Here is a 23,121-nt window from a genome sequence, read left to right as displayed (position 1 = left end):
CCCCAGAAGGGCCGCATCCGGGGGCGTAAAAGCCGCACACCCCCTGTTTCCTGCACGGTTTCGGCGCTGACTTGTCGACATGTCACTACAGCGTGTTGCCGACATGTGACATTCTGCTGGAACCGCGTTTGCCGCAGCCCCACCTCCGGTATTCAGGTGGAGGCTGCGTTCCTCCGATGGTCGTGGCCACCGCGACCGTCCGCGACCTCAAGGGGGTGGCATGTCCGCAGAACAGGGCAGCTCGAAGGTGCTCACGCTCACGAAGAGCGTGCCGGCACCAGCCGTGCTCACCAGCTCGCCGGAAGCCATCGACACCCGCACCCTGTCCCGCTCCCTGTTCCTGCGGCTAGCCGCGCTGGGTCCCGCCTCGGGCCCCGACGGAACGGACAGCCCTGAGCGGGCCTATGTGCGGGACACACTCATCGAGCTCAACCTCCCGCTCGTGCGGTACGCGGCGGCGCGGTTCCGGAGCCGTAACGAACCCATGGAGGACATCGTCCAGGTCGGGACGATCGGCCTGATCAAGGCGATCGACCGCTTCGACTGCGAACGGGGCGTGGAATTCCCCACGTTCGCGATGCCGACCGTCGTGGGGGAGATCAAGCGCTTCTTCCGCGACACCTCGTGGTCGGTGCGGGTGCCGCGCCGGCTCCAGGAGCTGCGGCTCGCCCTCACCAAGACCAGCGACGAGCTCGCACAGAAGCTCGACCGGTCACCGACGGTGCCGGAGCTGGCCAAGGCGCTCGGGGTCTCCGAGGAGGACGTGGTCGACGGCCTGGCCGTGGGCAACGCCTACACGGCCTCCTCCCTGGACTCACCGTCACCCGAGGACGACGGCGGCGAGGGCTCGCTGGCGGACCGCCTCGGATACGAGGACGCGGCGCTGGAGGGCGTCGAGTACCGCGAGTCCCTGAAGCCGCTGCTGGCCAAGCTCGCCCCTCGCGAGCGACAGATCATCATGCTGCGCTTCTTCGCCAACATGACCCAGTCGCAGATCGGCGAGGAGGTCGGCATCTCGCAGATGCACGTCTCCCGGCTGCTGACCCGGACGCTCACCCAGCTCAGGGAGGGGCTCATCTCCGACTGACCCCTGACGGGTCCGTACGGAGCGGCTCACCGGCCGCCGGGGCACCACGCACGCCGCCCCGGCGGCCTCGCCGTGCCCGGGCTTCCCGCGCCGCACGGACCCGCGGACGCTCCCGGCCCGCGCCCGACGCAGACCGCTCCCGCGCCGACGTGCGGCGCGGGAGCGGGTGCGGAAGGACGGCGTACACGCTCACGTGGGCGCCTGGCCGGTCCACGGGCCCCGGAGAGGGGCGACGGGCCGGCCGTGAAGGGGCGGGCGGGGGTCAGCCGAGCGCGAGCCAGGCGACCGCGCCGAGGACGACGATGACCGCGACGACGGCCACGATCACCCCGGTCTTCGAACCGGACGAGGTCGCGGCGGGCTGCTGCCTGCGCTGCGGCTCGCCCTCGTCGACGAAGGCGCGGAACATCTGCGTGCTGCCCGCCGGGTCGTGAGAGCCCTCGGGGCCCGGCTGCGGGGCGTGGGGGTTGTGTGCCATGGCCCAGGACACTAGCGAACGCGAGCCATCCGCCCAACCCCCGGGTCCACAGGGGCCGATGCCCTTCCGCCGCGCACACGGTCTCTTCACCCGTCCGCCGGAGCGCTCCGCACCGCCTCCACGCGCCCCCTCGCACCACCCTTTCTGTGGCGAGGAACACATCCGGCCGGGTGCCCACGCCTGTGCGCTGCACGCTTGACCCGGCGCCTACACAGGCTTTTGTTTCCCTTTACTTCTGCAAGGCCCATTTCGTTTGCCTGTGGCAACCAACTGCTTCTATCGTTGCCCTAAGCAACAAGATGACCTCGCGAGATGTCTGGAGGGTCAGTGGCAGCACGGAGCCAGTACGAAGAACTGGCCCGGCAGCTCAGCGCCGTCGGAGCCGTCAAGCGGGGACTCGCCCGCATCCTGCCCGCCGAGTGTCCCGGTGGCTCGGCCACCGTGCTGACGCTACTGGCCAAGTACGGGGAGATGCGGATCTCCCGCCTTGCCGAGCTCCTGGCCGTGAACATGTCGGTGACCAGCCGTCATGTGACTCACGCGGTCGAGAGCGGCTGGATCGAACGGTCCCCGGACCCGGCGGACAAGCGGTCCCGCATCCTGCGGCTGACCCCCGCGGGTGACGAACTGATCGACGAACTGAGCCGGCGGACGACGGAGATGTTCGCCGACCACCTCATCGACTGGTCCGACGACGAAGTCGGTCAGCTCAACACGTTGTTGTCCCGGCTGCGCGACAGTTTCTCCTGCCGCGGCTCCGGAGGGTGTGCCCCCGGGAGGCATGGCGGCGACTGCCGCGCCGGGCACTCCGACGACCCACACACCCGTACACCCGTGTAACAGAAGCAAAGAGAAGGAATTTAATGGCTACGACCACACCACCCGGTGTGCGGGGCGGCCACGCCAAGCACGGGGCTGCCGAAGCCCCCGCTGGCACGCCGATGACACACCGGCAGATCATGGAAGCGCTGACCGGGCTGCTGCTCGGCATGTTCGTCGCGATTCTGTCGTCGACGGTCGTCTCCAACGCCCTGCCCGAGATCATTTCCGACCTCGGCGGCGGACAGAGCGCCTACACCTGGGTCGTGACGGCCTCGCTGCTGGCCATGACGGCCACCACCCCGCTGTGGGGCAAGCTCGCGGACCTGTTCAGCAAGAAGCTGCTGGTCCAGATCGCCCTGCTCATCTACGTGGGCGGCTCCATAGTCGCCGGTCTCTCGACCAGCAGCGGCATGCTCATCACCTGCCGTGTGGTGCAGGGCATCGGCGTCGGCGGTCTCTCCGCCCTCGCCCAGATCGTGATGGCCGCGATGATCTCCCCGCGCGAGCGCGGGCGTTACAGCGGCTACCTCGGCGCGGTCTTCGCCGTCGCCACCGTCGGCGGCCCGCTCCTCGGCGGCGTCATCACCGACGTCAGCTGGATGGGCTGGCGCTGGTGCTTCTACGTGGGCGTGCCGTTCGCGATCATCGCCCTGATCGTGCTCCAGAAGACCCTGAAGCTCCCCGTGGTCAAGCGCGAGGGCGTCAAGATCGACTGGGCCGGCGCGTTCTTCATCAGCGCCGCGGTCTCGCTGCTGCTGCTCTGGGTGACCTTCGCGGGCGACAAGTACGACTGGATCTCCTGGCAGACCTGGACGATGCTCGGCGGCACCGTCGTGCTCGCAGCGCTGTTCCTGTTCATCGAGACCAAGGCCCGCGAGCCGATCATCCCGCTGCGCCTCTTCCGTAACCGCACCATCACGCTGGCCTCCGCGGCCTCGCTGTTCGTCGGTATCGGGATGTTCGCGGGCACCGTCTTCTTCAGCCAGTACTTCCAGCTGGCGCGGGACAAGTCGCCGACGATGTCCGGCGTCATGACGATCCCGATGATCGCCGGGCTCTTCCTCTCCTCGACCGTGTCGGGCCAGATCATCACCAAGACCGGCCGCTGGAAGGCCTGGCTGGTCTCCGGTGGCTTCCTGCTCACCGCGGGTCTCGGGCTGCTGGGCACCATCCGGTACGACACCGATTACTGGCAGATCGCGATCTTCATGTTCGTCATGGGTCTCGGCGTCGGCATGATGATGCAGAACCTGGTGCTCGCCACGCAGAACCAGGTGGCCCCGGCCGACCTGGGCGCGGCCAGCTCCGTCGTGACGTTCTTCCGTTCCCTCGGTGGTGCGATCGGCGTCTCGGCGCTGGGTGCCGTCCTGGGCAACCGCGTCACCCACTACGTCAAGGACGGCCTCGCCGACCTCGGCCCCGAGGGTGCCGCACTGGGCCACGGCGGAACCGGCGGCGGGGGCATCCCCGACCTGGACGCGCTCCCCGCCCCGCTCCGTACGGTCATGGAGGTCGCCTACGGCCACGGTGTCGCCGACGTCTTCCTGTTCGCCGCGCCTGCCGCGCTCGTCGCCTTCCTCCTGACCCTCTTCATCAAGGAGGTCGCCCTGAAGACCAGGGCGGGCAACGACACCCCCGCCGAGGGAGCGGCCGCGACGGAGTCCGTCGCGGCGCCCACGGCCGACACCGCGCTGATCGCCGAGGGAACGACCGGGGTCACCTCGGTCGACGTCCTGGAGGAGACGGCTGCCACGAAGGAGCTGACCATTCAGGGAACACCCGTACGCGGTGTGGTGCGGGGCGCCGAGGGCGCACCCGTGGCCCGTGCCGCAGTCACACTGATCTCGCTGGGCGGCCGGCAGCTGGGGCGCTCCGTCGCCCAGGCCGACGGCGGCTACGTCCTGGACGCGCCGGGCTCCGGCTCGTACGTCCTGATCGCGTCCGCCGACGGCTTCCAGCCGCAGGCGTCCACCGTGGTCGTCGGCGAGGAGCCGCTGGCCTACGACATCCTGCTCGCCGGTACGAGCGGTCTCTCCGGGACCGTGCGGACCGCCGAGGGCGGCAGCCCGGTCGACGGCGCCATGGTCGTCGTCACCGACGTGCGCGGTGACGTGCTGGCCACGGGCGTCTCGGGCGGCGCGGGTGAGTTCACCTTCGGTGAGCTGATCCCCGGCCCGGTGACCGTCGCCGTCACGGCCGCGGGCTTCCGTCCGCTGGCCCTGCCGGTGGAGGTCGGCGGCCAGGGTGTCACCCGGGTCGACGTGGCCCTGCGGTCCGGCGCGCTGGTGCGGGGTGTCGTCAAGGCCGGCTCCCGCCGGGCACCGCTGAACGACGCCCGGGTCACGCTGGTCGACGCGGCCGGCAACGTGGTCGCCACCTCGACGACCGGGGAGGACGGCGTGTACGCCTTCACCGACCTGGACGCCGGTGAGTACTCCGTGATCGCGACCGGCTACCCGCCGGTGGCGGGCTCGCTGACCGTGAGCGGCAGCGGAGTCGACGGTCACGACATCGAGCTCGCCCACCCGGGCGAGTAAGAGGGAAAGATCCGCAAAGACCCCTGGCGGGACAGCACTTCGAGCGGAGAGGCTGTGGCCGCCGGTGGAAATGGGCCCCGTGGCGGGAACGGCAGGCAGGGGACGGCCTGCCGATCCCGCCCCGGGGCCCGACTTATTGAGACCGCACGCACGTGCCGGTCGGTCTAAGTCGCTGCTTCACGAGTGATTTGAGCAAGGAGAGAACACGGGATGGGACTTCGCGCACAGGTACGTACGCGGGACGGCTGGGCGGTCCAGCACGCGGTCGTGACGGTGACCGACATGACGGGCACCCAGGTGCTCCGTGCCGCCGCCGACGAGAACGGGGCCGTCCGCACCGACAATCTCCTCCAGGCCGGCGCGTACACGGTGATCGTCACGGCGGTGGGCTACGCCCCCGCCGCGTCCACCGCGCTCGTCACGGCCAGCGGCCGCGTCGAGGCCGGGACCGTGGTGCTGGCCCGGCAGGGCGGCGTGGAACTGCCGCCTCCGGGCACCTGGTCGCTGGACCCGGTGCACTCCTCGGTGGCCGCGGTCGCACAGCACCTGGGCATCTCCAGCGTGCACGGCCGGTTCACCGAGTTCGGCGGCCGTATCGAGATCAACGAGGACGTCCAGAACTCCCGGGTGGAGGCCTTCATCGCCTCCAGCAGCATCGACACGGGCAACGCCATGCGGGACAAGCACCTGCGCTCGGCGGACTTCCTGGACGTGGAGACGTTCCCGGAGCTCACCTACCGCTCCCGTGCGCTGACCCCGGCCGGGCCCGACCGCTGGACGGTGCACGGCCTGCTCACCATGCACGGCATCGCGCGGGACGTGGACCTCGACCTCAGCTACCTGGGCACCGGGCCCGACCCGTGGGGCGGGGTGCGGGCGGCCTTCCACGCCACGGCGGAGCTGCGCCGCGACGACTTCGCCATGAACTACAACCAGGTGCTGCAGGCGGGCATCTCCGCGATCGGCACGACCCTGCGCGTGGAGCTCGACATCCAGGCGGTCCAGGGCGACTCCCTCCCGGGATAAGGCGGCCCGAAGTTAGGGTTGGCCGTATGGCACCCAACATCGCGACCAACACGACCGTGGAGCTCGGGGAACTGCTGGACTTCGTGCGGCCCCGGCACCGGGCGATCCTGCTGACCACCCGGTCCGACGGCCGCCCCCAGGGCTCCCCGCTCACCTGCGGCGTGGACGACGCGGGGCGGATCGTCGTCTCGACCTACCCCGAACGGGCCAAGACCCGTAACGCGAAGCGGGACGAGCGGGTCAGCGTGATCGTCCTGTCGGACGAGTGGAACGGACCCTGGGTCCAGGTCGACGGCTCGGCCGAGGTGATCGACTCACCGGATTCGGTCGAGCCCCTCGTCGAGTACTTCCGCAACATCTCCGGCGAGCACCCGGACTGGGACGAGTACCGGGCGGCGATGATCAAGCAGGGGAAGTCCATCATCCGGATCACTCCGGAGCGCTGGAGCCCGGTCGCCACCGGCGGCTTCCCCGCCCACCTGGCCGGCGGCGCCTGACCGATGGCCCCGCCCCACCCGGACCCGCTCGCGCGGGCCCGGCTGCTGACCTCCCCGTCCGTCGGACCGGCCGTGGTCCGTGAGCTGGAACGGATCACCGGCCGGCCGGCCGTACCGGTCCACGCCACCGCGCCCGACGTCCCCTTCGTGTACGTGGGGGACGTGCTGCCCGGCACGCTGCGGGTCCCGGGCCTGTTGTGGTTCCACAGCGTCAACGCGGGTACGGACGCGCTGCTCGCCGCCGGGCCCTGGCCCGAAGGGGCCCTGCTGACACGGACGGTGGGACGGATGGGCGAGCGGATCGCCCAGTACACGCTGGCCTGGATCCTCGCCGAGTGCCAGTCCGTGCCGGAGCACACCGCGCAGCACTCCAGGTCCGAGTGGCGCCGCCTCCCGTCCGAGCTCGCCGCCGGACGGACCGCCGTCATCCACGGCACCGGCCGCATCGGCTCCGCCGTCGCCGGCCTGCTGCGCGCCTGCTCCGTACGCACGGTGGGCGTGGGCCGCACCCCCCGCGCCGCGCCCGCGGGCTTCGACCGGGTGGTCCCGGCCGGCTCGGAGGAGGAGACGGCGGCGCTGGCGGAGGCCAGGTGGGTGGTGTCGGCCCTGCCCCTGACCGGTGACACGGAGCGCTTCTTCGACGCCGCCAGATTCACCGCGATGCGGGGCGCCACCTTCGTCAACGTGGGCCGGGGCGCGACGGTGGACATGGCGGCGCTGGAGGCCGCGCTGCACGGCGGGGAGGTCCGCCGCGCCGTGCTCGACGTGCTGCCCGACGAACCCGCGGCTCCCGGCGACCGCGTCTGGCGGCTGCCGCGCACGGTGATCACGTCGCACTCGGCCGGCATCACGGCCGACGAGGACGTCGTCGCCGACTTCGAGTCCTGCTGGCAGGCGGTCGCCGAGGGGCGCACACCGGCCCTGGCCGTGGACACCCGCCGCGGTTACTGAGGGCCGGGCTCGTCCTGCGGCCGGCGCGCCGCCTGTTCGCACGTCGCCTCGATGCCCGCGATCAGGAGGTCCAGCGCGAACGTGAAGTCCCGCTCGCGCATCTCCTCCACCGTCGCCCCGCCACGCGCGTCCATGAGGTTCTCCGAGGGCCGCATGGCCTGATGGATCTCCGGGTCCGCGCGGATCGTTCCCATCGCCCGCTCGAAGTACTCGTCCTGGGTGAGTCCCGCCTCCACCGTGCGCTGCACGAAGTGCCCCTCGGTGGTGCCGAATCCGTAGACGAACTGGAAGACGGCCGCCATCGCGCCCGTCCGCCGCTCCAGGGGCAGCCCGGTGGCCCGGACGACGTCCTGGACGGCGTACGAGAACAGCATCGAGTGCGGGCCGATGTTCAGAAAGCTGCCGATGAGGGCCGACACCCAGGGATGCCGGACGAACATCTTCCGGTAGCTGGTGGCCAGTTCACGCAGGCGGTCGCGCCAGTCGATGTCCTCCGCCGTGGCCGGAATCTCGCCGAAGACGGTGTCCAGGGCCAGTTCCAGCAGGTCGTCCTTGGTGTCGACGTACCAGTAGAGGGACATCGCCGTGACGTCGAGCTCGGCGGCGAGGCGCCGCATGGAGAACTTCGCGAGTCCGTCGGCGTCCAGCAGCCGGACGCTCGCCGCCGTGATCCTGTCCCGGTCGAGGCCGGCCGGCTGATCCGCCTTGCGGGTGCGCGACGGTGTCCGCCGGTCCAGCCACACACTGACCCTGGAAGGGTTCTTCACACGGTCTGCCGCGGACCCCATGGCGCACACTCCTCGTCTCGCGGTGGCTCTCCTGCGTACCGGCGCCCCCGTCCGATGCTATGCCCGTCACCTGGGGTTCTCAGTCGGCCTCCGTACGCTCCGCCCGCTTCAGCAGGACCGCGGCCAGCAGACCACCGGCCAGGACCGCCGCCGCTCCGGCCAGTTGGCTGGTCTCCAGGCCCGAGGCGAAGGCGTCCGTGACGCGCTCGCGCTCCGCCGCCCCGTCGGCTCCGGCGAGCACCGCGGGCAGGGAGGCGGCCCCGGCGACACCCGGGACGAGCGCGGCGAACCGGGAGTTGAGCACGGCTCCGAGCACGGCGACCCCGAGCCCGTTGCCGAACTCGGCGAGCGTGCCGTTCACCCCGGCGCCCACGCCCGCCTTCTCCGGCGGAATGGCGCTCATGATCGCGTTGGCCATCGCGGGCATGGCGAGCGCGACGCCCGCCCCCATGACGATCAGGCCGAGCAGCATGCCGCCGTAGTCCCGCCCTCCCAGCAGGGCGATCGCCCCGAGCCCGGCGGCCAGCAGGCTCATCCCGGCGGCGATGACGGCGGGCGTGCCCAGCTTCCCCACGAGCCGGGCGCCGAGCCCCGTGAGGTTGAGCGCGACGACGGTGAGGGCGAGCGGAGCCGTCCGCAGCCCGGCCTCCAGCGGCTCGTAGCCGATGACGAACTGCAGGTGCTGGGTCAGCAGGAAGAGTGAACCCGTCATCCCGAAGGCGACGAGGACCGCGCCCGCGACCGCACCAGTGAACCTCTGGTCGCGGAAGAAGCGCATGTCCAGCATCGGGTACGGGACATGGAGCTCCCACAGGACGAATCCGGTGAGGACGGCGGCCCCGGTGAAGGCCGTCAGCAGGACCGGGCCGGAGCCCCAGCCGTGCTCGGGGCCGGAGATGATCGCGTACACGACGGAGGCCATGCCGAGGGTGGAGAGCAGCGCCCCGACCAGGTCCGGGCGGTCGCCGTGGGGGTTCCTCGACTCGGGGACGAGCCGGACGACCGCGACGAGGCCGATGACGGCCACGGGGATGTTGACCAGGAAGATCGCGCCCCACCAGAAGTGGTCGAGCATCGCCCCGCCGATCAGCGGACCGGCGGCGAAGCCCAGCGAGCTCACGGTGGACCAGATGCCGATCGCCTTCACGCGTTCGGTGTCGTCGAAGATCTGCACCACGACGGCGAGGGTGGTCGTCATCAGCAGCGCGCCTCCGACACCCATCCCCGCGCGGGCGGCGATCAGCTGTCCGGAGGACTGCGCGAGCCCTGCGGCCAGCGAGCCGACACCGAACAGCGCGAGTCCGGCGACCAGCATCTTCTTCCGGCCGTAGCGGTCGGCGGCGCTGCCCGCGGTGAGGACGAGCCCCGACTGGACGAGCGCGTAGGCGTTGATCATCCACTGCACATCGGCGGTGGAGGCGTGCAGATCCGAGGTGAGCGAGGGGATCGCGACGTTCAGGACGGTGTTGTCGAGCAGCACGGTCAGCTGGGCGAGGCAGATGACCCCGAGGACCACCCAGCGCCGCGCGTGGCCGCTCCGGGGGGTGAGGTCGTTCTGCTCGGCGGTGGTCGCCGTCATGCGGGCTCCTGGTTCCGGTGCACTTGTACGGTGTATGGGAGATGGCTCCTGTACACCGTATGGCATTCCCTCTACGGCGTACAACACATATGCGTACGGCTCCGGATCCGCACCGGGGACGCCACAGGGCGGTGGCCCCGGAGCCTGTGCTCCGGGGCCACCGCCCTGCTACCGGGGTCTCAGCTCTTCGGCTGGGTGAGGTCGTAGAAGGTCGCGCCGCCCGCCGTGACCTCCTTGAAGTTCTCCTCCACCCACGTCGTGATCTGGGAGGAGGCGCCTTCGCCGCCGCCCATGCCGCCGCCGCCCGTGCCGCCCGAGATCAGGTAGTGGATCTCGCCGTCCTCCACGTACTTCTTGAACTGGGCGAGCGTCGGGGACGGGTCGCTGCCGTTGAAGCCGCCGATCGCCATCACCGGGTCACCGGTGGCGAGCTGGTAGCTCGCGGCGTTCTGCGAACCGATGGCCGCGGCGGTCCAGGTGTAGGCGTCGGCGTTCTGCTTCAGGAGCGTCCTGGCCTCGGAGTCGACGGAGGCGCCGTTGAGCAGACCGCCCATGCCTCCTCCGCCGCCCGCGCCGCCTTCTCCCATGCCGCCGCCGGGCATCCCGCCCTGCTGACCGCCGGGAGCCTGACCCTGGCCCTGACCCTGCCGGCCCTGGCCCGGGGTTCCGCCGGTCATGCCGCCCGCCGGCGCGTTGCCGGGAGCCTGTCCGCCCTGCGTGTTTCCCTGCGCCTGGCCGCCCGGCTGCGTGCCCTGCCCGGGCGGCTGCATGCCGCCGCCCTCGCCGCCGCCGGGACCGCCGCCCCGGCCGCCTCCGGGGCCGCCCATGCTCGCGCCCGAGGGACCGGCCGTGACGATCGAGCCCTGGTGCCCCGTGTTGAGCGTGCTGATCGTGTACGCCGTCGGCCCGGCCAGCGACGCCGCCAGCCCCAGACCCGCCACGCCCAGCACGAGCGTCCGGCCCAGCCGTGCGGCGAACAGCAGCCCCACGGCGCCCACGAGGCCACCGATGAGGACCGCCCAGCGCAGCCACGGGAAGTAGTCCGGGGTACGCCCCAGCAGGACGTACGCCCAGACGGCCGTCGCCGCGACGGTCACGCCGAGCGCGGCGCCCGCCCACCACTTGCTCCGCTCCTCCCAGAGGACCGTGGCGCCCATGCCCACCAGCGCCGCGATGTAGGGCGCCAGGGCCACCGTGTAGTACTGGTGGAAGATGCCGGCCATGAAGCTGAAGACGAAGGCCGTCATCAGCAGCGAGCCGCCCCAGGCGAGGAACGCCGCACGGGCCGCGTCGGTCCGCTTCGCCCGCCAGGTCAGCCAGATGCCCGCCACCAGCAGGATCAGCGCGGCGGGCAGCAGCCAGGAGATCTGGCCGCCGATCTCGGAGTTGAACATGCGGCCGATGCCGGTCTCGCCCCAGCCGCCGCCCTGTCCGCCACCGCCGCCACCGCCGACGCTGCCGGTCTCCTCGCCGTTGATGCGGCCGAGTCCGTTGTAGCCGAAGGTGAGCTCGAGGAAGGAGTTGTTCTGCGAGCCGCCGATGTACGGGCGTGAGGAGGCGGGCCACAGCTCGACGATCGCCACCCACCAGCCACCGGACACGATCATCGCCAGCGCCGTCAGGCCGAGCTGCCCGAACCGCTTCCGGACGGACACCGGCGCGAACACCGCGTACAGCACGGCGAGCGGCGGCAGGATCAGGAAGGCCTGCAGCGTCTTCGACAGGAACGCGAGACCCACCGCGACGCCCGCCCAGACCAGCCACTTCGTCCGGCCGCCCTCCATCGCACGCAGCACGCAGTAGACGGTGACGGTCATCAGGAGCGCGAGCAGCGCGTCCGGGTTGTTGAAGCGGAACATCAGCGCGGCGACCGGCGTCAGGGCGAAGACCACCATGGTGATCAGCCCGGCGGCGGCGCTGAAGCGGCGGCGCACGGCCCCGTAGAGGACACCGGCGGTGGCGACGGCCATCAGCACCTGGGGTGCGAGGATCGCCCAGGAGCTCAGGCCGAAGATCCGGACCGAGAGGGCCATCGGCCAGAGCGTGGCCGGGGGCTTGTCCACGGTGATCGCGTTGGCCGAGTCCAGCGAGCCGAAGAAGAAGGCCTTCCAGCTCTGGCTGCCGGCCTGTACGGCGGCGGAGTAGAAGGAGTTGGCGTAACCGGAGGCGCTCAGATTCCACAGGTACGCGAGCGCGACGACCAGCAGCACTCCCAGGAAGGCGGGCCTCGCCCAGCGCGGGTCCTCGGGCCTGCCCCGGCGGATGCGCCGCGACAGCGGCTCCCGACTGCCCGCGGTGTGCGCGGACGCCCCTGGGGTGCCGGGCGGAACCTGGAGGCGTTCGGAGTGGGTGGCGGCGGTCATCGGGCGTTCCTCAGTTCGTGTGCGGCACCCTGGCGGGCGTCCTGGTGGTCGGTGCGCCGGTCGGGGAAGACCCAGGCACGGAAGAGCAGAAACCGCAGCACCGTCGCCGCGAGGTTGGCCGCGATCAGCACGGCGAGTTCCGTGCCGTGCGACGCCGATCCGGACGCCGTCCCGAGGGCGGCGAGCGATCCGCTGGTGAGGGCGAGGCCGATCGCGAAGACGACGAGTCCCTGCGCCTGGTGGCGCACGGCCCCACCCCGCCCGCGCACGCCGAAGGTGAGCCTCCGGTTCGCCGCCGTGTTGGCGACGGCGGACACCAGGAGGGCGGCCGCGTTGGCGAACTGCGCGCCGACGCCCAGCCGGAAGAGGGAGTACAGGACGAGGTAGACCAGGGTGGAGAGCGCGCCCACGACACAGAACCCGACCAGCTGCCTGGCGAGTCCGCGCGGCACCCCCGGCACGGCCCGGTCGCGCGGGTCGTCCCCGAAGGGGCGCACCAGGCGGTCCAGCGGGAGCGCCCCGGTGGCCAGGGCCCGGCCCACCCGCCAGACCCCCTTGAGGTCGTCGGTCGCGGTCCTGACGATGTGCACGGTGGAGTCCGGGTCGTCGACCCAGTCGACCGGCACCTCGTGGATGCGCAGCCCGGCCCGCTCGGCGAGGACCAGCATCTCGGTGTCGAAGAACCATCCGGTGTCCTCGACCATCGGCAGCAGCCGCTGCGCGACCTCGCGCCGTATGGCCTTGAAGCCGCACTGGGCGTCACTGAACCTGGCGGCCAGCGAGGAGCGCAGGATGAGGTTGTAGGCCCGCGAGATGAACTCGCGCTTCGATCCCCGCACCACCCGGGAACTGCGGGCCAGGCGCGAGCCGATGGCCAGGTCGGAGTGGCCGGAGATCAGCGGGGCGACCAGCGGCAGCAGGGCGTTGAGGTCGGTCGAGAGGTCGACGTCCATGTAGGCGAGGACGGGGGAGTCCGAGTGGGACCAGACGGTCCGCAGCGCCCGGCCCCGGCCCTTCTCCTCCAGCCGGTACGACCGCACCTCGGGGATCAGGGCCGCGAGACGGGCCGCCACCTCGGGCGTACGGTCGGTGCTCGCGTTGTCCGCCACGGTGATCCGGAATCCGTAGGGGAACGTCCGCGCCAGATGGTCGTGGAGGCGCAGCACGCACGTTTCGAGGTCCTTCTCCTCGTTGTACACGGGGATCACCACGTCGAGTACGGGAGCGCCGACCGCCGCGGCCAGGAGGTGTTCCCGGGCCGGCAGGGTGCTCCAAGGAGTGTCGGTTCGCATGACACAGACACTCGCCAACCGCGCTGTCACGTCCGTGTGCTGAGCCTGTGGCCCGTCTGTGAGTGCGTCACGGGGGCACCGAACGTGTTGTTTTCCCAGGTCACAGCCTCGCTGCCGAACCCGTCCGGCCGGGGCGCGGAGGCATGGGCGGGGCTGTCCGTGGCTCCCCCGTACACCGCGTCGGCCGGCAGATGGACCGCGAACACCGTGTTGCCCGGCACCGACCGCACCTCGGCCAGCCCGCCGTGCGCGGCGACGACGGCCTGCACGATGGCGAGGCCGAGACCCGTCGACCCGGCGTGCCGGGAGCGCGAGGCGTCACCCCGCGCGAACCGTTCGAAGACACGCGGCTGCAACTCGGCCGGGATGCCGGGCCCGTTGTCCTGGACCTCCAGGGTCACCCAGGGCAGCTCCCTGCGCGCCTGCCGCAGGCGGACCGTGACCGTGGTCCCCGGCGGCGTGTGCGTGCGCGCGTTCGCGAGCAGATTGACCAGCACCTGCTGGATCCTCGTCGGGTCGGCCGAGACCGTCGTGGGCACCTCGGGCAGTTCGAGGCGCCAGTGGTGGGTGGCTCCGGAGGAGCCGCCGGGGGCCCGGTCCGCGACGCGGGCGTCGCTCACCGCGTCGATGACGAGCGGCGAGAGATCGGTGCTCTCGTACGAGAGCGGCCGGCCGGCGTCGAGACGTGCCAGGAGCAGCAGGTCCTCGACCATGCCCGTCATCCGTTCCGCCTCGGACTCGATCCGCCCCAGGGCATGCCGGGTGTCGGGGCCGGTGTTCTCCCGTCCGCGGCGCGTCAGTTCGGCGTATCCGCGGATCGAGGCGAGCGGTGTCCGCAGCTCGTGACTGGCGTCCGCGACGAACTGACGTACCCGCGTCTCGCTCTTCTGCCGGGCCTCCAGGGCCGAACCGACGTGCCCCAGCATCCTGTTGAGAGCCGCGCCGACCTGACCCACCTCGGTGCGCGGATCGGCCTCGGCGTCCGGCACCCGTTCGAGGAGGGCGACCTCGCCGCTGTGCAGCGGGAGTTCGGAGACCCGGGTCGCCGTGGCGGCCACCCTGCGCAGCGGACGCAGGGCGACACCGACCATGGCGGTACCGGCGATGCCCGCGGCGATGAGCCCGGCACAGGTGACACAGACCTCGACGACGATCAGGGTGTTGACGGCCTTGTCCACCTCGGCCGTGGGGATGCCGACCACGACGGACGTCCCGGCGCCCGACGGGACGACCTGCACGCGGTAGCCGCCCAGCCCGGGAAGCTCGACGTCATGGGCTTCGCCGTCCGGGGCCACGTCGGCGGCTTCGAGGGCGTCCTCCTGCGCGTCGGTCAGCTCCTCGGCGCTCTCCCGGGCGTCCGGGCCCTTGATCACCTTCGAGGTGGTGACGGAACCGCCGGAGACCACGGCACCGAAGGTGTCGGGCGTGCCCCTGCCGATGAAGGCCAGCGGCTCCTCGTCGTCCGCCGGACCGCCCCGGGCGATCTTGTCGCCGCCCGGCGGAGGCTGCTGGGCCACCCTGGCGATGTCGCGCAGCTGGCCGTCCAGCTTCCCGGCCATGTAGCTCTGGAAGGCGATCGCGGTGACCGAACCGATCACGGCGGCGACCACCGCGATGAGCGTCACCGCGTACACGACGAGACGGGTGCGGAGCGTCCAGGGGCGGCGCGTGCTCTTCCCGCTCACAGGGTCAGTCCCCCGGCTTGATGAGGTATCCCGCCCCACGCCGGGTGTGGATCATCGGCGTGCGCCCCGCGTCGATCTTCTTGCGCAGGTAGGAGATGTACAGCTCGACGACGTTGGCCTGACCGCCGAAGTCGTAGTTCCAGACCCGGTCGAGGATCTGCGCCTTGCTCAGCACCCGGCGCGGATTGCGCATCAGGAAGCGCAGCAGCTCGAACTCGGTCGCCGTGAGATGGATCGAGTCGTCGCCCCGGCTCACCTCGTGGCTGTCCTCGTCCAGCACCAGGTCACCCACGACGAGCGTCGAATCGCTGCGGACCGAGGCCGTACCGGAGCGGCGGATCAGCCCGCGCAGCCGTGCCACGACCTCCTCCAGGCTGAACGGCTTGGTGACGTAGTCGTCGCCTCCCGCCGTGAGCCCCGCGATCCGGTCCTCCACCGAGTCCCGCGCGGTCAGGAACAGCACGGGCACGTCGGAGAGCTCGCGCCGCAGCCGGCCGAGCACCGCCAGGCCGTCCATGTCGGGGAGCATCACGTCGAGGATCACCGCGTCGGGGCGGAAGTCGCGTGCCGTACGGACGGCACCCGCGCCGTCCCCGGCGCTGCGCACCTCCCACCCCTCGTAACGCAGGGCCATGGAGAGCAGCTCGGCCAGCGGAGCCTCGTCGTCCACGACCAGTACGCGGATGGGATTGCGGTCGGGCCTGAGCAGTTCTGTACGCCCCTGGGGCGAGGTCGTCGTCATGGCTCAAGCCTGTGAGACGGCCGTGAGAGAGACCTTTCGCCTGCCTGTGAATCTCCTGAGAAACGGCGTGCCCCGCCTACCGGAACAGCTCGCTCGCGTTCCCGTGGCAGACCGCCCGCAGCCAGGCGTCGCCCAGCCCCAGCCGTTCCAGGGCGTGCAGCTGGTGGGCGTACGGGTACGGGATGTTCGGGAAGTCCGTGCCGAGCAGGATCCGGTCCCCCAGATCGGCGAGCCGTCCGCGCTCCGAGGGCGGGAACGGCGCGAAGTCCTCGGTGAAGTCCGTGAACGCCATGGTCGTGTCGAGCCGCACCCCGGGGTGGGCCGCCGCCAGCGCCAGGAACTCCGCGTACTCGGGCATCCCCATGTGCGCCACCACCAGCTTCAGCCGGGGGTGGCGGGACAGCAGACGGCCGATCGGCCCGGGGCCCGTGTACGCGCCGGGCGCCGGCCCGGAGCCGCAGTGCGTCACCACCGGGATCCCGGCCTCGGCCAGCAGCCCCCACACGGGCTCCAGCAGCGGATCGTTCGGATCGTAGGCCCCGACCTGGAGGTGCGACTTGAAGACGCGCGCCCCCGCCTCGACCGCCTCGCGCACATAGGTCCCCGCGTCCTCCTCCGGGAAGAACGTGGCGGTGTGCAGACAGTCCGGCACCCGCGCGGCGAAGTCCGCCGCCCAGCCGTTCAGCCAGGACGCCATGCCGGCCTTGTGCGGGTAGAGCATCGACGTGAACCGGAGCACGCCGAACGAGCGCAGCAGCGCGAGGCGTTCGTCCTCGTCCCGCCGGTAGGTGATCGGCCACTCCAGCCCGGTCAGCGGACCCGCCGAGTCGAAGTAGGCCCACACCTTGCCGAGCACCCGCTCCGGCATGAAGTGCGTGTGGACGTCGATGATCCCGGGCAGCCCGAGCCGCTGCCAGAACCGCACGACATCCTCACGGTCACGGTCGTCGCCGCTCATCCGCCCCACCCGCCTCGACACGCCATCGGGAACGATCTCCGGCGACGATCTCAGAACAGCCCGTCCTGCACGCCACCGCCCCCCAGGGCCACGGTCGGCACACGGGTACCCGCCTGCGCGTCGGCGCCCACCAGGTCCCAGCCGGTGACGAGCCGCGTGTCCAGCACGACGACCCCCTCGTCCGCGGTCTCCAGGTGCAGATCGGGTCCGGCCGCGGCCACCAGCCGTCCTGCCACCACCCCGCCGTCCACCAGCCCGGTCACCACGCGCGCCGCCGCCCCCGCGCCGTCGAGCCCGAACGCCCCGGCGTGGTCGACGGCCACGAACGGCAGCCGCTCCAGCGCCTCCGGCCAGCCGGCGCCTTCCAGGGCGGCGGCCCGCCCGTACAGCTCCTCGACCTCGGCCGCCCGTTCCGCCGCCCCCGGCAGCTCGCCCCGCACCGCACGCTTGCGCGCGTACGGGATCCGGTCGGGCACCCCGAGCGCCGAGCGCAGCAGCTCCTCCGTCCGCCGGGCGGCCATCAGCGGGCCGCGCCCCAGCCAGCTGAACACCACGGCTCCCTGCTCCCGCAGCCGTGCGGCGTCCCGCGACTCCCCCGTGATCCCGACCTTGACCATGCCGGGCCCGAACCAGGCCAGATAGACGCGGTACGTGCGCGGGTCGTCGGCGATCGTGTCGGCGGCCACCGAGTGCGCCCGGTCCAGCCGCGCGCACTCCGCGCACCGCGCCCCCGTGCTCCGTACGGGCACCACGGCCCCGACCGGACACGGGTTGCCGCGCGCCCCCACGCAGTGCCGCTCACCCTCGGCCCGGAACGCGAGCTCCTTCCCGTACGCCAGGACGCTCTCCCGCCCCCGCCCGGACCCGTCGCTCCGCACCCACCCGAGCACGGGCTCGCCGTGGGGCCAGCGCAGGCCGGTGCACCGCCAGCCGCTCATGGGCCCCTCTCGGACGGGCGGTGGGAGCCTTCCCGGGCGGGGCTCCCACCGACGTGTGTACTGCCAGGGTAATTTCACGCGCACGGCCCGGCCGGCATCGCCCGTACGTGCTCACGCGCACGCTGACACCGTTGCCGCACTTCGCCGGTGTACGGGCTGTCGCGGGGCTAGGATCCGGTCCATGGCTCTGACCGTGGACGACGTGGACCGGTTCAAGGCCTTCATGCCCCGGCTCGAAGCCATCGCCTACCGCCTGCTCGGCTCCGCGAGCGACGCCGAGGACGCCGTGCAGGACACGTTCCTGCGGTGGCAGGCCGCCGACAGGGACCGCATCGAGGTCCCCGAGGCCTGGCTGACGAAGGTCCTCACCAACCTGTGCCTCAACCAGCTCACCTCGGCCCGCGCCCGGCGCGAGACATACGTGGGCCAGTGGCTGCCGGAGCCGCTGCTCCCGGGGGACCCGATGCTCGGCCCCGCCGAGACCGCCGAGCAGCGCGAATCCGTCTCGTACGCCGTCCTCGCCCTCATGGAGCGCCTCTCCCCCGACGAGCGGGTGGTGTACGTGCTGCGGGAGGCGTTCGGCTACCCGCACCGGAAGATCGCGGAGATCATCGACATCACCGAGTCCGCCGCACAGCAGATCCTGCACCGCGCCAGGAAGCACGTCGCGGAGGGCAGGGCCCGCACCGAGGTCGACGAGGCCGCCGCCCGGCGGATCGTCGAAGAGTTCATCGAGGCCGCCACCAGCGGCCGTACCGAACCGCTCGTGCGGCTGCTCACCGCCGACGCCGTCTCGATCGGCGACGGCGGTGGGAAGGTGCCGGCCCGCACCAAGCCGTTCGAGGGCGCCGTCGCGGTCGCGACATTCCTGCGGGGCCTGTTCAAGCCCGGCAAGGCCAAGCGCGCCCTGGCCGGCGGCTCACCCGGCGTCCACCTCACGACCGCCAACAACGGCCCCGCCCTCGTGGCGGTCGTCGACGGCCGGGTCATCGGCGTCATGTGCCTGGAGATCACCGCCGAGGGCATCGCCGCGATCCGCGCCCAGGCCAACCCCGACAAGCTCGAACGCGCGACCCGGCGGTGGGCGGCCTCCGACCACGGAGAACCCCTGCTCAACCTCTACTGATTCCGGTGTGACCTGCTTCACATCGCGTTCCTGTCAGGAAACGGCGGGCTGTCCGGTTCAAGGGGCAGACCCGCGCGAGACAGGAGCAGGGACATGAAGCACCGCATCATCGTTCTCGGAGCCGGATACACCGGAGCCGTCGCCGCCGGCCGCCTCGCAAGGCGACTGCGCCGCGAGGACGTCGCCATCACCCTCGTCACCGCCGAGCCCGACTTCGTCGAGCGCGTCCGGATGCACCAGCTGGCGGTCGGCCAGGAGCTCAGGCCCCGGCCCTTCAGCCAGATGTTCGCGGGCACCGGCGTCGAGCTGAGGCTCGCGAAGGTCACCGGTGTCGACGCCGACCGGGGAACCGTGGCCGTCGTCGACGCGAACGGCGCCGAGGAGCTGGAGTACGACAGCCTCGTGTACGCCCTCGGCAGCGGCTGGAACACCCAAGGCGTCCCCGGCACCGCCGAGCACGCCCACGAGATCGCGGGCCGCCCCGGGGCGCTCCGGCTGCGTGAGCGCCTGGCGAGCCTGGACGCCGGACAGCCCGTGGTCGTCATCGGAGGCGGCCTCACCGGCCTGGAGGCCGCGACCGAGATCGCCGAGGCCCGCCCGGACCTCGACGTCGCGCTCGCCGCCCGGGGCGGGCTCGGCGACACACTCTCGCCCAAGGGCCGGCAGCACCTGCGGAAGGTCTTCGACAAGCTCGGCATCACGGTGCACGAGCACACCGCCGTCACCGGCGTGGAGGCCGACCGCGTCCTCACCGCCGACGGCACGTCCGTCCCGGCCGCCGTCACCGTGTGGACCGCGGGCTTCGCCGTCCACCCGATCGCGAAGGCCACCACCCTGGAGGTCTCCGACACCGGTCAGATCGTGGTCGACGGAGCGATGCGCTCGGTCTCGCACCCGGACGTGTACGCCATCGGCGACGCGGCCCTGGTGAAGGGCCCCGGCGACAACCCGCTGCGGATGTCGTGCGCCTCGGGCATCCCCACCGCGTGGCAGGCCGCCGACTCCATCGCGGCGGGCCTGACCGGCGGCAAGCTCCCGGACACGCCGCTCCGCTACTTCAACCAGTGCATCTCCCTCGGCCGCAGGGAGGGCCTGATCCAGTACGTCACCGCCGACGACCGGGCGGTCCGGGCGGCACTGACCGGCCGGCTCGCCGCGTTCTACAAGGAGCTGGTCTGCAAGGGCGCGGCCTGGGGCGTCGCCAACCCGACCCTCGGTCTGCCGACCCGGCGCCGCCCCGTGGTGCGGAACCGGGCACGGGCAGCGGAGCCCGTCGCGGAATCGGCCTGACCCGGCCGGAGCCGCGACTCTCCAGGTGTGGCGCGGCCCGGTCCGCGAGGCGAGCTCGTCGCCTCGCACGACCGGGCCGCGCCACCGGCCCGCCGGGCGGAGAAATCCGGTGGCCCCGGCCCGGAGGCACCCATAGCATCCGCCCATGGCCGAAGACACCGGGACCGCGAGCGACCAACACGGCGCGGAAGCCCCGAGGGAGCCTTCATGGCGTGCCGGGCGGGTCGCGCTCTCCGCGGTCGACACGGACGACGCCGAACTCCTGCACGGGTGGCGATCCGACCCCGTGACCGCCTACGAGATCGGCGTATGGCCGCGCTCCGTCACCGCGATGCGCGAGCGCATCGAGCGCGACAGCGACAACGACGACCGCGACGACTTCCTCGTCCTGCTCCCTGACGGCACCCCTGTCGGCCACACCGCGCTGAGCGGCCAGAACATCGTCAACGGCACGGCAGAGGTCGAGCTGATGCTGGCCCCTGAGCACCGCGGGCGCGGCCACGGCACCCATGCGCTCGACGCCCTGGTCGACCTGGCGTTCGGCGAACTCCCCCTGTACCGCCTCACGGCGGAGACCCACACCGGCAACGCTCCCGCGCTCGCCGTCCTCGCGAAATCAGGCTTCGTGCGCGAAGGAACCAGCCGCGCCGCCTGCCTCCACCGCGGCAGGCGCCTCGACCTCGCCGTGTTCTCACTGCTCCGCCCGGAATGGGAAGCGCTCAACCGGCCCCGCGCCTGGGACTCCTGAGCGGGGTTACGGACGCTCCGATGTCACCCTCCGCTGCGGTCCGCGGATGTCGAGACCGCGCCACCGGCTCCGTCCCAGGGACATCAGCGGCAACCACTGCCGCACGAGGAAGCACACGGAATCACAAGGAAGCAGGAGAGACCAGCATGGCCATTCAGCGGATGGACAACGTGGGCATCGTCGTCGAGGACATGGATGCCGCCATCGCGTTCTTCGTGGAACTCGGTATGGAACTGGAGGGCCGGGCGGAGGTCCAGGGACCCGTCGCCGACCGGTGCACCGGACTCGACGGCGTCCACTGTGACATCGCGATGGTCCGGACCCCGGACGGTCACAGCCGGCTCGAGCTGTCGAAGTACCGCACCCCCGCGGCGATCAGCACCGAGCCGCGCGACAAGCCGCACAACATTCTGGGCACGCACCGCGTCATGTTCGCCGTCGACGACCTGGAGGACACCGTTGCCCGCCTGCGTCCCCACGGCGGCGAAGTCGTCGGCGAGATCGCCCGGTTCGAGGACAGCTATCTCCTCTGCTACGTCCGCGGCCCGGAAGGGATCATCGTCGGACTGGCCGAGCAACTTCGCTGAGAACTTCGCTGCTGGGTGCGGGCAACGCGAGAGGCCCTCAGGATTTCTCCTGAGGGCCTCTGGCCTGCTGTGCACTCGGCAGGATTCGAACCTGCAACCTTCTGATCCGTAGTCAGATGCTCTATCCGTTAAGCTACGAGTGCTTGTCCTCGGCCTGGGCCTCGGTCCCGCCTCCCGGGCTTTTCTGCCCCGTCGGCGTTGCGAGAACAACATTACATGACCTGCGCCGTGACGCGAAATCCATTAGCCATACCGCCCCTGAGCTGCGGAAACACGGTTCTCAGGCACGTTTCCCGCAGCTGTCCGGGGCCGGAGACGACCGAAGCCCCACGCCTGCGGCGTGGGGCTTCGGGTTCCTGCGGAGGCGGAGGGATTTGAACCCTCGATGGGCTTTAAGACCCAAACCGCATTAGCAGTGCGGCGCCATAGACCGGACTAGGCGACGCCTCCAGCACACCCCGCGCGAGCGCGAGTGGTGCGTGCAGATGATGACACAGTCGAGCGCGCTGTCACCAATCGCCGCTCACGGTACTAGGCCGGTGGGTGGCGAGGCAAAGCGCCCTGCGCCGGCAGCTCCGGTCCGGTGTACCCGCCGCACATCCGGCCCGAGGACCCCACCGTGCGACCGGTCGGGTGTTCGAGTGGGTGCGGCTGTTCCGGTCGGCCCCCCATGAGTTGCGCAACGTGCGGGCGTAAGGAGCGTTAGAGAGGACGAGGGCTCCGCCCTCCGTCCGTCACCCCCGTGTGCCCGGCCCGCGCCTTCACCCGGCGCGTGTGCCGGAGCAGGCCGGCGCGCTCCTGGGCGCGCCAGAACAACAGGAGCCCCGCATGCTGCGCCGTCTCACCCTCACCGCCGTCGCGTCCCTCGCCGTGCTGTCCGCCGCCGCGCCCGCCGCCACCGCGGTGTCCCCCCTTGTACCGCTGCCCCCGCTCCCCGTGCTCCAGGGGGACTGGCCGACGGCGCAGGACACGGAGACCCGGCTCACCGTGACCGTCTCGGAGTCCGGCAACCCGGCTGCCGACGGGGTCTTCGAGCTGGAGTGCGGCCCGGCGGGCGGCAGCCACCCGGAGGCGCAGCGTGCCTGCGACCTGCTGGACGAGGCCGCCGAGTCGGGGGGCAACCCCTTCGTCGCCACGGACCGCAACGCCATGTGCACCCAGCAGGCCGGCGGGCCGGCCGCCGCCCGCGTGCAGGGCACCTGGCAGGGCGAGGACGTCGACGCGCGCTTCAGCCGGGCCAACGGCTGCGAGATCTCGCGCTGGAACAACCTCGTGCCGGTGCTCCCCTCCGCGAGGTAGCCGGTTCGGCGGGGCGTGCGCCGGGGACTTCGGCCTGGCCGTACGGCGCACACCGGGGCGCGCACAGGCCGCCCCGGACGCCTTGCAGGCCGGGTTCCGGGGGTGTTCCCGGCAGCCTCCAGGCGCACGCCGGAGGGCATAGGAGCACGTCAGAGGGGGCGCTCGTCGTCACACCCCGGGCCACCGGCGTACACCGTGTGCACAGAACCTTGGTGAGAGCTCCCCCTCATCCGCCGCCCGCCACGCGCTCCCTGCCTTTAGACTCCTCCAGTGACAGCCTGAGGCCCGAGGGGCAGGATGGGGCCCGCTGTCGGCAAGGTGCGGTATT

At 71.7% G+C, this 23,121-nt stretch carries 20 protein-coding genes and 2 tRNA genes; 11 read left to right on the top strand and 11 right to left on the bottom strand.

What is annotated here, in order from left to right; genetic code table 11:
* The first annotated feature begins 220 nt into the window (after positions 1-220).
* A complete protein-coding gene (locus ACIP63_RS33805; RefSeq protein WP_362930695.1) occupies positions 221-1,087 on the top strand; it encodes an RNA polymerase sigma factor SigF in 867 nt (288 codons plus the stop codon).
* A 262-nt stretch (positions 1,088-1,349) separates the two neighbouring features.
* On the opposite strand, the gene ACIP63_RS33800 is transcribed toward ACIP63_RS33805, so the two are convergent.
* Positions 1,350-1,565, bottom strand: a complete 216-nt coding sequence (locus ACIP63_RS33800; RefSeq protein ID WP_401523559.1) for a hypothetical protein — start codon at positions 1,563-1,565, stop codon at positions 1,350-1,352.
* Between the two features lie 327 nt (positions 1,566-1,892).
* Between ACIP63_RS33800 and ACIP63_RS33795 the strand changes: the two genes are divergently transcribed.
* From ACIP63_RS33795 to ACIP63_RS33775, 5 genes are all read left to right on the top strand, one after another.
* Positions 1,893-2,405: a MarR family winged helix-turn-helix transcriptional regulator gene (locus ACIP63_RS33795; protein WP_401523557.1), complete on the top strand. Its 513-nt coding sequence runs from the start codon at positions 1,893-1,895 to the stop codon at positions 2,403-2,405.
* A 23-nt stretch (positions 2,406-2,428) separates the two neighbouring features.
* A complete protein-coding gene (locus tag ACIP63_RS33790) occupies positions 2,429-4,924 on the top strand; it encodes an MFS transporter (protein ID WP_401523554.1) in 2,496 nt (831 codons plus the stop codon).
* Positions 4,925-5,134: 210 nt separating this feature from the next.
* Entirely contained in the window at positions 5,135-5,950 is an 816-nt protein-coding gene (locus ACIP63_RS33785) for a YceI family protein (RefSeq protein ID WP_401523552.1), read from the top strand.
* A 26-nt stretch (positions 5,951-5,976) separates the two neighbouring features.
* Entirely contained in the window at positions 5,977-6,447 is a 471-nt protein-coding gene (locus ACIP63_RS33780; protein ID WP_401523549.1) for a PPOX class F420-dependent oxidoreductase, read from the top strand.
* A gap of 3 nt (positions 6,448-6,450) precedes the next feature.
* A complete protein-coding gene (locus ACIP63_RS33775; RefSeq protein ID WP_401523546.1) occupies positions 6,451-7,398 on the top strand; it encodes an NAD(P)-dependent oxidoreductase in 948 nt (315 codons plus the stop codon).
* On the opposite strand, the gene ACIP63_RS33770 is transcribed toward ACIP63_RS33775, so the two are convergent.
* The 8 genes from ACIP63_RS33770 to ACIP63_RS33735 form a co-directional block, all read right to left on the bottom strand.
* On the bottom strand, positions 7,392-8,186 hold the full coding sequence (locus tag ACIP63_RS33770) for a TetR/AcrR family transcriptional regulator (RefSeq protein ID WP_401523543.1): 795 nt from the start codon (positions 8,184-8,186) through the stop codon (positions 7,392-7,394). The two genes, ACIP63_RS33775 and ACIP63_RS33770, sit on opposite strands and share 7 nt — an antisense overlap.
* A 79-nt stretch (positions 8,187-8,265) precedes the next feature.
* Positions 8,266-9,765 carry an MFS transporter gene (locus ACIP63_RS33765; protein WP_401523541.1) on the bottom strand — a complete coding sequence of 500 codons (1,500 nt, stop codon included), beginning with the start codon at positions 9,763-9,765 and terminating at the stop codon, positions 8,266-8,268.
* A 179-nt stretch (positions 9,766-9,944) separates the two neighbouring features.
* Positions 9,945-12,128 (bottom strand): ArnT family glycosyltransferase, encoded by a 2,184-nt coding sequence (locus ACIP63_RS33760; RefSeq protein WP_401523539.1) that lies wholly within the window; start codon positions 12,126-12,128, stop codon positions 9,945-9,947.
* The gene (locus tag ACIP63_RS33755; RefSeq protein WP_401523536.1) at positions 12,125-13,420 is read right to left on the bottom strand and encodes a glycosyltransferase; all 1,296 of its coding nucleotides are present in this window, start codon (positions 13,418-13,420) and stop codon (positions 12,125-12,127) included. The genes ACIP63_RS33760 and ACIP63_RS33755 overlap by 4 nt, the downstream gene beginning before the upstream one ends.
* A 26-nt stretch (positions 13,421-13,446) precedes the next feature.
* On the bottom strand, positions 13,447-15,105 hold the full coding sequence (locus tag ACIP63_RS33750) for a sensor histidine kinase (RefSeq protein ID WP_401523534.1): 1,659 nt from the start codon (positions 15,103-15,105) through the stop codon (positions 13,447-13,449).
* Positions 15,106-15,109: 4 nt separating this feature from the next.
* Positions 15,110-15,847 (bottom strand): response regulator transcription factor, encoded by a 738-nt coding sequence (locus ACIP63_RS33745; RefSeq protein ID WP_401523531.1) that lies wholly within the window; start codon positions 15,845-15,847, stop codon positions 15,110-15,112.
* Positions 15,848-15,923: 76 nt separating this feature from the next.
* Entirely contained in the window at positions 15,924-16,805 is an 882-nt protein-coding gene (locus ACIP63_RS33740; protein WP_401523529.1) for an amidohydrolase family protein, read from the bottom strand.
* Positions 16,806-16,855: 50 nt separating this feature from the next.
* Positions 16,856-17,743 carry a DUF2797 domain-containing protein gene (locus ACIP63_RS33735; protein WP_401523527.1) on the bottom strand — a complete coding sequence of 296 codons (888 nt, stop codon included), beginning with the start codon at positions 17,741-17,743 and terminating at the stop codon, positions 16,856-16,858.
* 181 nt (positions 17,744-17,924) lie between these two features.
* Here ACIP63_RS33735 and ACIP63_RS33730 point away from each other — a divergent pair, with 181 nt between their 5' ends.
* From ACIP63_RS33730 to ACIP63_RS33715, 4 genes are all read left to right on the top strand, one after another.
* Positions 17,925-18,869, top strand: coding sequence for an RNA polymerase sigma-70 factor (locus ACIP63_RS33730; protein WP_401523526.1), 945 nt, complete (start codon positions 17,925-17,927; stop codon positions 18,867-18,869).
* Between the two features lie 93 nt (positions 18,870-18,962).
* The gene (locus ACIP63_RS33725; RefSeq protein WP_401523523.1) at positions 18,963-20,159 is read left to right on the top strand and encodes an NAD(P)/FAD-dependent oxidoreductase; all 1,197 of its coding nucleotides are present in this window, start codon (positions 18,963-18,965) and stop codon (positions 20,157-20,159) included.
* Between the two features lie 145 nt (positions 20,160-20,304).
* Positions 20,305-20,907, top strand: coding sequence for a GNAT family N-acetyltransferase (locus ACIP63_RS33720; protein WP_401523520.1), 603 nt, complete (start codon positions 20,305-20,307; stop codon positions 20,905-20,907).
* Positions 20,908-21,053: 146 nt separating this feature from the next.
* The gene (locus ACIP63_RS33715; RefSeq protein ID WP_401523518.1) at positions 21,054-21,494 is read left to right on the top strand and encodes a VOC family protein; all 441 of its coding nucleotides are present in this window, start codon (positions 21,054-21,056) and stop codon (positions 21,492-21,494) included.
* A 70-nt stretch (positions 21,495-21,564) separates the two neighbouring features.
* Here the strand turns inward: ACIP63_RS33715 and ACIP63_RS33710 are convergent.
* Together ACIP63_RS33710 and ACIP63_RS33705 are read right to left on the bottom strand one after the other, a co-directional pair.
* Positions 21,565-21,637, bottom strand: a tRNA-Arg gene (locus ACIP63_RS33710).
* A 216-nt stretch (positions 21,638-21,853) separates the two neighbouring features.
* A tRNA-Ser gene (locus tag ACIP63_RS33705) sits at positions 21,854-21,944 on the bottom strand.
* Positions 21,945-22,322: 378 nt separating this feature from the next.
* Here ACIP63_RS33705 and ACIP63_RS33700 point away from each other — a divergent pair.
* The gene (locus tag ACIP63_RS33700) at positions 22,323-22,793 is read left to right on the top strand and encodes an SSI family serine proteinase inhibitor (protein ID WP_401523515.1); all 471 of its coding nucleotides are present in this window, start codon (positions 22,323-22,325) and stop codon (positions 22,791-22,793) included.
* The last annotated feature ends 328 nt before the right edge of the window (positions 22,794-23,121 follow it).

The organism is Streptomyces sp. NPDC088746 (genome assembly GCF_044751065.1).
GTDB lineage: Bacteria > Actinomycetota > Actinomycetes > Streptomycetales > Streptomycetaceae > Streptomyces.
Note: the sequence above shows the minus strand (reverse complement) of the source record. Positions and strands in the feature narration are given on the sequence as shown.